We start from the raw sequence: 11,397 nt of genomic DNA, 5'->3' as shown, positions 1-11,397 counted from the left end.
GGCCACACCGTCAGCGGCCGCGCCGCTCCAGCCGCTCCCGCTGTGGTACGACGGTGTACTTCGGATCCTCCGCGGAGGCAACCCCGGCGTGGAACACACCGAAGCGCAGGGCCGCCGAGCCGGTGAGCAGCGCCGCTCCGGCCGCCAGCGCCAGGCGCCGGTCCCGCCCGCAGCACAGGGCGAGGGCCGCGCCGCCCGCCGTCAGCGCCTCCGCCGCGCGCAGCAGCAGATGCGGCCTGCCCTGTTCGAAGGGCTCAGCGGGCAGGCCCATGCGCCGCTTCATCGCCTGGAACGCGCCCAGTTCCAGGGCCGCCCCGAGTACGGCCAGCCGGCGGGCCGGCCCCGCCTGGGCGGGCGGGGCCGCGGCCAGGGCCAGGCCGGAGGCCGCGGTGGCGGCGGAGCCCGCGAAGACGAACGGCAGCTCGCGGTAGCCCTCGTGCCAGGACGGCACCGCGGTGTCGGAGAGCAGCACCGCCGTGTAGGTGGCCACGGCCGGGCCCAGGACGGCGGACGCCACGGTGGCGGCCGAGCCCAGCAGCCGGTACCGACCTGTCACCTCCGTCGCCGCGGCGGTCAGCGTCAGCGGCGCGTACCCCGCCAGCAGCCACGAACCCACGCTCATGGGGGACGTGGGCTTGAGGACGCGCAGCATGTTCAGGAACCGGGCGGGCCTGCCCAGGTCGTGGACGAGCGCGGCCAGCGACAGGGAGATGGCCCCGGCGGCCCCGAACTTGGCGGGAGCCGCGAGCCCCGGCCGCGCGGTGACCTGGCCCCCGGCCGCGAGCAGCGAGGACGCCCCGGCCAGCCCGCCGAGATACAGGTATCCGGCGATGTCCAGCGGCTTCCAGGTCGGCTTCTTCAGCACGGGTTTGCCGTAGTACGACGAGAACGCGGCGTCCGGAACCATCGGCTGCTCGCCCCGCCCGCGCCGGTGCCTCCGGCGTCCCCTGCCGGCGCCCGTCGGAGCCCGCCTGCCGGGCCGTACACCCCGCACGCCGTCCCCGGTGACCTCCGACTCGCTCATCGCGGCCTCCTCGCGAAGCTGCCCAGGGCCAGGACCAGCAGCGAGCCGGCGGCCAGCGCCGCGTGCCGCCACATGGCGGGCAGGTCCCGGGTGGTGACCACCGGGTCGGGCGGGAGGCCGTAGACCTCCGGCTCGTCGAGCAGCAGGAAGAACGCGCCGTCGCCGCCGACCCCGTCCTCCGGGCTCGCGCCGTACAACCGCGCGTCGGGCACGCCGGCCGCGTGCAGCTGCGCCACCCGGGCCTGCGCCCGCTCCCGCAGCTCGTCCAGCGGGCCGAACTGGATGGAGTCCGTGGGGCAGGCCTTGGCGCAGGCGGGCTCCATGCCGACACCGAGCCGGTCGTAGCACAGCGTGCACTTCCACACCCGGCCGTCGTCCTCGCGCTGGTCGATGACGCCGTAGGGGCAGGCGGGCACGCAGTAGCCGCAGCCGTTGCAGACGTCCTCCTGGACGACGACCGTGCCGAACTCGGTCCGGAACAGCGCTCCGGTGGGGCACACGTCCAGACAGGCGGCGTGCGTGCAGTGCTTGCACACGTCGGAGGACATCAGCCAGCGCAGCTCGGTGCGGCCGTCCGGGGAGAGGGGGGAGATCTGCCCGGCGGGCGCGCCCTCGGGGGCCCGCCCGGGCGGGGGAGCGGTGGCACCCGGGCCGGGGGAGGAGGCGTCGGTGCCGAGGCGGGCCGCAGCGGCGAACACGTCGACGTCCTCGTGCGCGACCCCGGGTTCCTGCCCGCCGAACGGCTTGCGCTGCTCGATGAAGGCCACATGCCGCCAGGTGTCGGCGCCCAGGCCCTGGGTGTTGTCGTACGACATACCGGTCCAGACGAGACCGTCCTCCGGGATGGCGTTCCACTCCTTGCACGCCACCTCGCACGCCTTGCAGCCGATGCACACCGAGGTGTCGGTGAAGAAGCCCATCCTCGGCGGGGCGTCCGGGTAGCCGGAGTCCCCGGCCACGTCCGGCTGCGGGCCGTACCACAGATGACCGCGGTCCTCGTCGCCGTCCCTCATCGCCCTACCTCCTCGATCATGACTTCTCGCCCCCCTCGGGTACCTCGCCAGGCGCTGCTGCCAGGCGGTGGCCGGCATCTCCAAGTACCAGCCGGCTCCGCCGCACCTCCCCGTCGTATCGCCGACCAGCAGCCGCCGCCGGTCGGCGTCGTGCAGACCGGGGCAGGCCCGTTCCGTGGCGTGACAGGGCCGGAACGGCAGCACGAATGCGCAGACCGGTACCCGACAGCAGGTCGTCCGCGGGAGTGAGTAGCCGCAGAAACCCTCCGGCAGGGACGACCAGTGGTCGGGGAACGCCTTGCGCGGGAACTCCTTGCCGGCCGCGGAGACCGGCAGCCGAGGGTCCAGCGCGGACACCAGGCGCCCGCCACGGCCCTCGCCCGGGGCCGACCGCCGCTCCTCGGACACCGCCACCGCGTGCTCGCCTTCCGCCCGTGCTGGGTCCCTCACTCTCGGCGCTCCCTTTCGAGCCTGGCACGGGTGCCCGGGGCCTGCGCGCCCGAAACGGCCGCCGGGCTCGTTTGCCGGACCGGTCCGGGGCCACCCGGTGGGGCTACCCGGCGCCGCGGACGGTGTGTGGGGACCGGAGGTCGACCCGCCGGCCGGCGCCCTGGGCGGCGGGCCGGAGGCGCCGTGGTTCGTCCAGGCGCGTGTGGCGGAGTCCGCCGCCCTCATGGCGTGCGCCGACGCCAAGCTCACCGGCCGCTTCGGCTGCTGTCTCGCTCCACCCGGCGCGGGTGCGCTGCGGCTGCTGGGGGGCTCGACGATGCGGCCGCGGACCGGACGCCGGTGCTCGCTTCGTGGGCGGGGAAGCCATCCCTGGGCGGACCGGCGGAGGGACCGTGCTCCATATGGCGGAGGTCTCCGTCTTCTGCGAAGAGGTCTCCGGGCCGTAGCCGATCGGCGGCGCCCTGAACCATGCCGCACCGGCCGCGCCCACCGACTGCGGCGTCGCGAGCCTCGTCGTACCCCGCCATGTCCTCGAGGCGACGGCGGACGAGGGCGACGTGCGGCGCGCGGCCGAGGTGCTCGACGGCGCCGGAAAACCGGCCGTGCCCGTGGGCAACGCCGGCCGCGCCGCTTCCTGGCAGGCCGTTGGCCTCGCATGCCTCCTCGGCGTCGGTGTCGCCACCACGGCCCTGGCCCGCGCCCCCTGCCCGACGGCCTTCCCTGCGCCACGCTGCTCCTCGTGGGCGCGGAGGGCCCGGCCGCCGGTCTCCTGCCCCGAGCCGGCGACTGCCGGATCGTCACCGTGGACCGCGAAGGGCTGGACGCTCACTCCTGCTCGGCGGTGAGCGGCACGGTGGCGGTGACCCGTTTGCCGTGGGGCAGCCAGGCCACCTCGAGGGCGCGGGAGAGCATCGCGACGAGGTGCAGCCCGTGCCCGCCGATCCGGCGGGGATCAGGAGGGCGCATCAGGGGCGGGTCGGGCGAGGTGTCCGACACCGTGATGCGCAGGGCGCCGGCGCCGGGCAGCACTTCCAGGCTCAGGGTGCACGGGCCGGGGGCGTGCTTGGCCACGTTCGTGACGAGCTCGCTGGCGACGAGCCGGGCGTCCTGCACGGAGCGCCCTGGGGGTGAGGGGCGTACCTCGGCGAGCAGCGCGGCGACGGCGTCTCTCGCGTCGCCGATGCCGGCCACGGCGTCGTCCCAGGTGCGGCTGGAGCGCCGGAGCGCGGGGCGGGCCTGCGTCCTTGTGTGCGTCCCGGGCGGGATGTCCATACGTCATTGCCCTCTTCGTGCGGCGCCAGGTGCCCTTCCTGTGCATACGGGAACGTCCCGTCCTCTGCGCGGATACCCGCTGGGCCGGCGATCAAGGGGGGACGTACGCCGCGAATCCTCCGGTTGCCCACGAGCCCCAGGTCGCAGGCCGGGCCAAGGACGGGGCGTGCGCACGGTGGAACGGGCCCGGGAGCCCAGCGCCCGCTGAACTCCCGGACCCGTTCGGGATCGGAGGAGCCGCCGATCCGGCGTCGGCTCCGGGCCTGGACGCGGCTCCTTGCTTGACGGGCGGCTCAGTGCTTGAAGACGTCCTTGCCCTTCTCCTTGGCCTGCCGGGCGTCGCCGCGCGCGCCTTCCACACGGCCCTCGGCCTCCATGCGCTCGTTGCCGACGGCGCGGCCCATGGCCTCCTTGGCCCTGCCCTTGGCCTGCTCCTTCTTGGCCTTCGCCTTCTGGTTGCCTGCCATCGGGTGTCACATCCCAACGTCGTGCGGGGTCCGGTCCACAGTCGGATAACCGTGATGCCGCCACCCAAACAGGAAATCGTGGACGTCCCACTGCCGAGAGCCTGATTACTTACGCTTGGTTGAACAGTCCAGACTGATAAACCTATCGTTAGTAACCGTGGACACGGTTGCACTCGCCGCCTCACTGCGGCTGGCCATGGGCCGGATCGTCCGCCGACTGCGCCAGGCGCACGCGGTCGGCGACGTGACGTTGTCCGGCGTCTCGGTGCTGGCCCGGCTGGCCCGCACCGGTCCGGACTCGCCCGGCTCGCTCGCCGAACTCGAACGCGTCCGGCCGCAGGCCATGGCCAGCACCCTCGCCGGACTCGAACAACGCGGACTGGTGAGCCGTACCCCCGACACCGCCGACGGCCGCCGCGCCATCGTGTCGATCACGGACGACGGGCGGACCATGCTGGAGCAGCGCCGCTCCGAGTCCGTGGCCCGGCTCGCCCACGCTCTCGACGAGCTGACCGCGCAGGAGCGGCAGGCCCTGTACGACGTCCTGCCCCTGCTCGACCGGCTGGCGGAACGACTGTGACCGGCCGTACGCCTGCCACGGGCATACGCGGCCGGCTCCTCGCCCGCTCGGCCCGCCTCAGGGACACGCCACCGGGTCCCGGCTACAAGTGGGTCGCGCTGTCCAACACCACCCTCGGTGTCCTGATCGCCACGATGGACGCCTCCATCGTGATCATCTCGCTGCCGGCGATCTTCCGCGGCATCGGCCTGGACCCGCTCGCGGCCGGCAACATCGGCTACCTGCTGTGGATGATCCTCGGCTATCTGCTGGTCTCGGCCGTCCTGGTGGTCGTGCTCGGCCGGCTCGGCGACATGTTCGGCCGGGTCCGCATCTACAACCTGGGCTTCCTGGTCTTCGCCTGCGCCTCCGTCGCCCTGTCACTCGACCCGTTCCAGGCCGGGCCGGGCGCGCTGTGGCTGATCCTGTGGCGGATCGTGCAGGCCTTCGGCGGCTCCATGCTCACCGCCAACTCGGCCGCCATCCTCACCGACGCCTTCCCGGCCCGGCAGCGCGGCATGGCCCTCGGCATCAACCAGATCACCGCGCTCGCCGGGCAGTTCCTCGGCCTGCTCGCCGGCGGCCTGCTGGCCGCGGTCGACTGGCGGGCGGTGTTCTGGGTGAGCGTCCCGGTCAGCGTCACCGGCACCGTCTGGTCGTACCTGAGCCTGCGCGAGACCTCGGCCGGCGCACGCGGCCGGATCGACTGGCTCGGCAACCTCACCTTCGCCTCCGGTGCGGGCGTCCTGCTCGCGGGCATCACCTACGGCATCCAGCCCTACGGCGGCCACTCCACGGGCTGGACCAACCCCTGGGTGCTGGCGGGGCTGATCGGCGGCGTGCTCCTGCTGCTGGTGTTCGCCCGCGTCGAGACGCGGGTCGCCGACCCCATGTTCCGGCTGTCGCTGTTCCGGGTGCGGGCGTTCGCCGCCGGCAACCTGGCCGCCCTGCTCACCGCGATCGCCCGCGGCGGGCTGCAGTTCATGCTGATCATCTGGCTGCAGGGCATCTGGCTGCCGCTGCACGGCTACGACTTCGAGGACACCCCGCTGTGGGCCGGCATCTTCATGCTGCCGCTCACCCTCGGCTTCCTGGTCGCCGGCCCGGTCTCCGGCTACCTCTCCGACCGCTTCGGCGCCCGCCTGTTCTCCACCGCGGGACTGATCGTCGTCGCCGGTTCCTTCCTCGGCCTGCTGGCCCTCCCGGTGGACTTCGACTACGGCGGCTTCGCGACGCTGCTGCTGCTCAACGGCCTCGGCCAGGGCATGTTCTCCTCGCCCAACACCTCCTCCATCATGGGCAGCGTGCCGGCCCGTGACCGGGGCGTGGCCTCCGGGATGCGTTCCACCTTCCAGAACTCCGGCACGGCCCTGTCCATCGGCGTCTTCTTCTCGCTGATGGTCTCCGGCCTCGCGAGCACCCTGCCGAAGACGCTCGGCAGCGGACTCCAGGCGCACGGCGTGCCCGCCGCGACCGCGCACCAGGCGGCCTCGCTGCCGCCCGTCAGCACCCTGTTCGCCACGTTCCTCGGCGACAACCCGATCGGCCATCTGCTCGGCGGCGGCACCCTGGACCAGTTGACCGCCGCCCAGCGGGCCACCCTGACCGGCCACACCTTCTTCCCGGAGCTGGTCTCCGGGCCCTTCCACCACGGCCTGACCATCGTCTTCGGCGTCGCCGCGGGCATGGCCCTGGTCTCGGCGCTCGCCTCCGCCCTGCGCGGCGGCCACGTGCGCGCCGACGACGACACCCCGCAGGCGGGGGCGGACCACACGGCGCAGGCCCGGCCCACGCGCACCTCGCCCTAGAAGCCGCGGCGGATGCCCGTCCGGCGCCGCGGAGGCCCGGGGGTACGTCGAAGCTCCCCCAGCACTGTTCCGAACCGAGGGAATCCGGACCACCGACCACGGGCCGCGGTCTTCATTCCAGTGTGCGCCGACGGCACAGGCGCACACCACCGTGACACGGCACCCGGCCGGGGCGAGGCATCAGCGTGTCGGTGGGCTGCTTGCCTTTTCGTCGTGCGCGGGAACAAGGTGGAGGAGTCAGCGCTCAGCAAGCGGCGAAGGGCTGCGAGCCGATATCGGTGGGTGAGGCTCTGTGACGGGAGAGGCCACGGTCACCGTGCAGCCGGTGACCGAGCAGGCGGTGGTGCTGCGACTGTCGGGGACTCTCGACGCCCACGGCGCCGGAGTGCTCGGACGCGAGCTGGACCTGCGGCTGCGGCGGGCCGACGAGCGGGGCCTGCGGCTCGTCCTGGACATGTCCGGTGTGCGACACGTGAGCAGCACGGCGGTGCACACCCTCGACCTCCACACCCGGCACCGCGCCGCCGGCCCCGTCCTGGTCACCGGGGCCACCCCGCAGGTGCACCGGCTGCTCACGACGACTCCCCTGCCGGGCATCCGTCTGTATCCGAGTCTCGAGGGCGCGCTCGCCACCGTGAGCAGTGGGCGGGCGAGCCGGACCGCGCAGACCTGGCCCTACCCGGCCGAGGGCGTCCCCGGTGAGGTCTTCGGCCTGCGTGCAAAGGCCCGTACCAGCGGGATCATCGGCATCGCCCAGGGCATGCTCATCGCCCGTTACTCCCTGCCCGGACCCGCTGACGCCTTCGCCCTGCTGCGTGCGGCCTCCCAGCACCACAACGTGCCGCTGCGGGTGGTGGCCTCGGCCGTGGTGGCCGCACCGCCGCCGCCGACGGAACGGGAGTGGTTCCCCGGGCGCCGGCACGCTCCGCCGCCCGACCTCGGACTGCCGCAGGCCGACGCCGTGGACCCGCGGAACCGACGACAGGTGCTGAGGGCGGCCCTGTACGCGGCGGTGACGCTGGCGGACGCCGACGCGGCCGAGATCCATCTGACCGACAAGGTGCAGGACGAGGCGCTCGTGCTCGAGGCTCATCACGGGCTGGACGCCGCCTACCGCGACTGTCTCGCGCTGGTGGCCGGACCGCCCGCGGTGTGTGCGCTGGCGCGGATCGCCGGCCGGCCGGTGACCGTGACGGACGTGGCCGCGAATCCGGAACTGGCCGGTCATCCGGTGGGCTGGGCGGCGCTCGCCGTGGGCAGCCGCGCGCTGCACGGCGTGCCGATGATCACGGACGCCGGCGACTGCACCGGAGTGATCTCGCTGCACCGTGTCGACCCCGGTGCGTGGCTGCACCCAGGTCAGGAGGCCGATCTGGACGTCATGGCCCACGGCCTGGCCATGTGGCGGTCCTGGTACTGGCGCACCGTGGTGCAGGACGCCCTGGAGCACCTGCACCTCCAGGCTGCCGGGGGCGGCTGAGCGGTCTGTCGGGGGCAGCGCTCGCGGCGCCGCCGTGCGACCTGCCGTACGACGAGGACGGCGCGGCCGGCAGGAGCGTCTCACCGGGCGCGGGGCCCCGAAGCGCCCCCACGGCCCCGTAGCCGCAAGGGCGCTGCGGTCGCCGGGCTCGCCCGGGTGGGGCAGGAAGTGGGGGACTAGGAGTCGGCGCGGACGATGCCCTCGTCGTCCGAGGGCACGCCCTGGCACATGTGGCACAGTTCGTGGTCGCCGTCGCGGGTGACGATGGTGCCCCAGCCGAGGCACACCTCGCAGTCGTGGGCGAGGCTCAGGTCGGGACGGGGAGGCATGAGCGTGCTGCGGTGGGCTCCGTATGCCATAGGACGAGCGGCTCCTTGGAAGTCGCGGTTGAACCTGAGGGCGCTGTAGTCCGCGCTGACAACGCTGTCCGTATGACACCCATTATGTCCGCTTTATTCCCGGTGTCTGTGATGGATGTCACCGAATGCCCACCTTTAACCCGGGACCGCCCGGGCCGGGTCACCCCAACTGGCCCAGCCGCGCCTCACGCCACAGGTCCACGCCGCCGTCCGTCGCGTACTTGTCGATCTCGGCCAGTTCCTCGGCGTCGAACCGGAGGTTCTCCAGCGCGGCGACGTTCTGCTCCAGCTGCTCGGTGCGCGAGGCCCCGATGACGAGCGACGTCACCCGCTCGTCGCGCAGCGCCCAGGCCAGCGCCATCTGTGCCAACGTCTGACCGCGCCGCGCCGCGATGTCGTTCAGGGCGCGCAGCCGCCGCAGCATGTCGTCCGTCAGCCAGGAGGCGTCGAAGGACGTGCCGCGCGCAGCCCGCGAGTCCTGCGGCACGCCGTCCAGGTAGCGGCCGGTCAGCAGGCCCTGGGCGAGGGCGGTGAAGCCGATGACCCCGAAGCCCTCCTCCTCGGCCACGTCCAGCAGGCCGTCCGTCTCGATCCAGCGGTTGAGCATGCTGTACGACGGCTGGTGGATCAGCAGGGGCGTACCCAGCTCCCGCAGGATCGCCGTCGCCTGCCGGGTGCGCTCGGCGTCGTAGGAGGAGATGCCGACGTACAGCGCCTTGCCCTGGCGTACGGCGGTGTCGAGCGCCCCCATCGTCTCCTCCAGCGGCGTGGTCGCGTCCAGCCGGTGGGAGTAGAAGATGTCCACGTAGTCCACGCCCATGCGGCGCAGTGACTGGTCCAGCGAGGCCAGCACGTACTTCCGGGAGCCGCCGCCCTGCCCGTAGGGGCCGGGCCACATGTCCCAGCCGGCCTTGGTGGAGATCACCAGCTCGTCGCGGTACGGCGCGAGGTCCCGCTTCAGCAGCTGCCCGAAGTTCAGCTCGGCTGCGCCGTACGGCGGGCCGTAGTTGTTGGCCAGGTCGTGGTGCGTGATCCCGAGGTCGAAGGCGCGCAGGGCGATCTCGCGCTGGGTCTCGAAGGGGCGGTCGTCGCCGAAGTTGTGCCAGTAGCCCAGGGACAGGACGGGCAGGTCCAGCCCCGAGCGGCCGGTGCGCCGGTAGTGCATGGTGCCGTCGTAGCGTGCGGGGTCCGCGACGTGGGTCATCGGGTCCTCTCCGGGTGGTGCTGTTCGGGTCGCCCCTCCGTGTACGGACGGGCTCGTCCACCCTGCGCCCGCGCGCGGCGCAAGTCCAACCGCCGTACCGGATGGGATTGAGCGGTTCCGTTTCTGAATCGGCCAGGGGGGCAGGCGGTGACCGGTGACGCGGCAGAAGGAGGCGCTCGTGAGCGGTGCCGGTTCGCAGGGTCGGCGGGAGAGCCGAGGCGGCCCGCGGACGCCGCAGGCCGTGGCACGGCTGCCCCGCCAGGTCGGCGAGGAGCTGACCCGCAGGCTTCGCCGCAACCGGCGGGCGTTCGGCAGGGACGACGTCGAGGTCGTCGAGCCGCAGCTGCTCCGGCGTGCCGTGGGTGCCTCGGCGCTCGGGAACTGCATGGAGTGGTTCGACTTCGGCGTCTACAGCTACCTCGCCGCCACCATCGGCAAGGTGTTCTTCCCCGGCGCCTCCCCGGCCGCGCAGGTCATCTCCTCCTTCGCGACCTTCGCCGCCGCCTTCGTCGTCCGGCCGCTCGGCGGCCTGGTCTTCGGACCGCTCGGCGACCGGATCGGCCGGCAGAAGGTGCTCGCCACCACCATGATCATGATGGCGGTCGGCACCTTCGCCATCGGTGTCATCCCCGGTTACGGCACGATCGGCATCGCCGCTCCCGTGCTGCTCCTGCTGGCCCGCATGGTGCAGGGCTTCTCCACCGGCGGGGAGTACGGCGGCGCGACCACCTTCGTCTCCGAGTACTCGCCGGACCGCAGGCGCGGTTACCTCTCCAGCTGGCTGGACTTCGGCACCTTCGTCGGCTACGCCCTCGGCTCGGCCCTGGTCACCGTGCTCAACCTGGCCCTGACCGACGGTCAGATGCTGTCCTGGGGCTGGCGCATCCCGTTCCTGATCGCCGGACCGCTCGGTGTGATCGGTCTCTACATGCGGCTCAGGCTGGAGGAGTCCCCGGCCTTCCAGCAGCAGCTGGACGAACACGAGAAGGCCCTGGCGCAGGAATCGGCGCGCAGCGAGTTCAAGGACATCGTCCGCAGCCACTGGGGGGAGCTGCTCGTCTGCATGGGGCTGGTGCTGCTGTACAACGTCACCAACTACATGGTGACCGGCTATCTGCCGACCTATCAGACCGAGGTCCTGAACCGCTCCAGCGGTTCCGCCGACGTCCTGGTGCTCATCGGCATGCTGTGGATCGTCGTGCTGATCACCTTCCTCGGCCGGCTCAGTGACCGCGTCGGCCGACGGCCGGTCTACGCCGTCGCTGCCGCCGCGATGATCGTACTGGCGGTGCCCGCCTTCCTGCTGATCAAGGCGCACGGCACCTGGCTGCCGATCCTCGGCGTCCTGCTGCTCGCCACTCTGCTGGCGTGCCTCGCCGCACCGAGCGCGGCCACGTTGCCCGCCCTGTTCCCGACCGCCGTCCGCTACGCCGCGATGGGCATCGGCTTCAACGTCGCCGTCTCCGCGTTCGGCGGCACCACCCCGCTGGTGACCGCCGCGCTGGTCACGGCCACGGGTGACGACCTGATGCCGGCCTACTACCTGATGCTGGCCGGGGTCATCGGACTGCTGACGGTGAAGTTCCTGCCCGAGACCGCCCAGGTGCCGCTCAAGGGTTCGCGGCCGATGGTCGGTTCGCGGGAGGAGCAGCGTGAACTGATCACAGTGTCACGGGAGTTGTACAACTACGTGCAGCAGCGGGACGGCGTCCGGCACACCTGAGGCGCGCCCCTCCGGTAAAGTCCTCGTTCGATCCTACG

10 protein-coding genes are annotated in these 11,397 nt (G+C 72.7%); 4 read left to right on the top strand and 6 right to left on the bottom strand.

What is annotated here, in order from left to right:
- Positions 1 to 10: 10 nt before the first annotated feature.
- The 4 genes from nrfD to ACWGJ5_RS12205 form a co-directional block, all read right to left on the bottom strand.
- On the bottom strand, positions 11 to 1,024 hold the full coding sequence (gene nrfD, locus ACWGJ5_RS12220; protein ID WP_453309652.1) for an NrfD/PsrC family molybdoenzyme membrane anchor subunit: 1,014 nt from the start codon (positions 1,022 to 1,024) through the stop codon (positions 11 to 13).
- Positions 1,021 to 2,037 (bottom strand): 4Fe-4S dicluster domain-containing protein, encoded by a 1,017-nt coding sequence (locus tag ACWGJ5_RS12215; protein WP_453309854.1) that lies wholly within the window; start codon positions 2,035 to 2,037, stop codon positions 1,021 to 1,023. Before ACWGJ5_RS12215 ends, nrfD begins: the two co-directional genes overlap by 4 nt.
- Before the next feature lie 1,275 nt (positions 2,038 to 3,312).
- Positions 3,313 to 3,759, bottom strand: coding sequence for an ATP-binding protein (locus ACWGJ5_RS12210; RefSeq protein ID WP_453309651.1), 447 nt, complete (start codon positions 3,757 to 3,759; stop codon positions 3,313 to 3,315).
- A gap of 293 nt (positions 3,760 to 4,052) precedes the next feature.
- Positions 4,053 to 4,226, bottom strand: coding sequence for a CsbD family protein (locus ACWGJ5_RS12205; RefSeq protein ID WP_453309650.1), 174 nt, complete (start codon positions 4,224 to 4,226; stop codon positions 4,053 to 4,055).
- A 157-nt stretch (positions 4,227 to 4,383) separates the two neighbouring features.
- Between ACWGJ5_RS12205 and ACWGJ5_RS12200 the strand changes: the two genes are divergently transcribed.
- The 3 genes from ACWGJ5_RS12200 (at position 4,384) to ACWGJ5_RS12190 (ending at position 8,073) form a co-directional block, all read left to right on the top strand.
- Positions 4,384 to 4,806: a MarR family winged helix-turn-helix transcriptional regulator gene (locus ACWGJ5_RS12200; protein ID WP_453309649.1), complete on the top strand. Its 423-nt coding sequence runs from the start codon at positions 4,384 to 4,386 to the stop codon at positions 4,804 to 4,806.
- A 134-nt stretch (positions 4,807 to 4,940) separates the two neighbouring features.
- On the top strand, positions 4,941 to 6,593 hold the full coding sequence (locus ACWGJ5_RS12195; protein WP_453309853.1) for an MFS transporter: 1,653 nt from the start codon (positions 4,941 to 4,943) through the stop codon (positions 6,591 to 6,593).
- A gap of 292 nt (positions 6,594 to 6,885) precedes the next feature.
- Positions 6,886 to 8,073, top strand: a complete 1,188-nt coding sequence (locus ACWGJ5_RS12190; protein WP_453309648.1) for an ANTAR domain-containing protein — start codon at positions 6,886 to 6,888, stop codon at positions 8,071 to 8,073.
- A 176-nt stretch (positions 8,074 to 8,249) separates the two neighbouring features.
- Here ACWGJ5_RS12190 and ACWGJ5_RS12185 read toward each other — a convergent pair whose 3' ends face one another.
- Positions 8,250 to 8,432 carry a hypothetical protein gene (locus tag ACWGJ5_RS12185; RefSeq protein WP_453309647.1) on the bottom strand — a complete coding sequence of 61 codons (183 nt, stop codon included), beginning with the start codon at positions 8,430 to 8,432 and terminating at the stop codon, positions 8,250 to 8,252.
- 160 nt (positions 8,433 to 8,592) lie between these two features.
- Positions 8,593 to 9,636: an L-glyceraldehyde 3-phosphate reductase gene (gene mgrA, locus ACWGJ5_RS12180; RefSeq protein WP_453309646.1), complete on the bottom strand. Its 1,044-nt coding sequence runs from the start codon at positions 9,634 to 9,636 to the stop codon at positions 8,593 to 8,595.
- Positions 9,637 to 9,814: 178 nt separating this feature from the next.
- Between mgrA and ACWGJ5_RS12175 the strand changes: the two genes are divergently transcribed.
- The gene (locus ACWGJ5_RS12175; RefSeq protein ID WP_453309645.1) at positions 9,815 to 11,359 is read left to right on the top strand and encodes an MFS transporter; all 1,545 of its coding nucleotides are present in this window, start codon (positions 9,815 to 9,817) and stop codon (positions 11,357 to 11,359) included.
- The last annotated feature ends 38 nt before the right edge of the window (positions 11,360 to 11,397 follow it).

Source organism: Streptomyces sp. NPDC054783 (genome assembly GCF_053611725.1).
The sequence above is the reverse complement of the archived record's forward strand: the minus strand, read 5'-3'. Positions and strand labels throughout refer to the sequence as shown.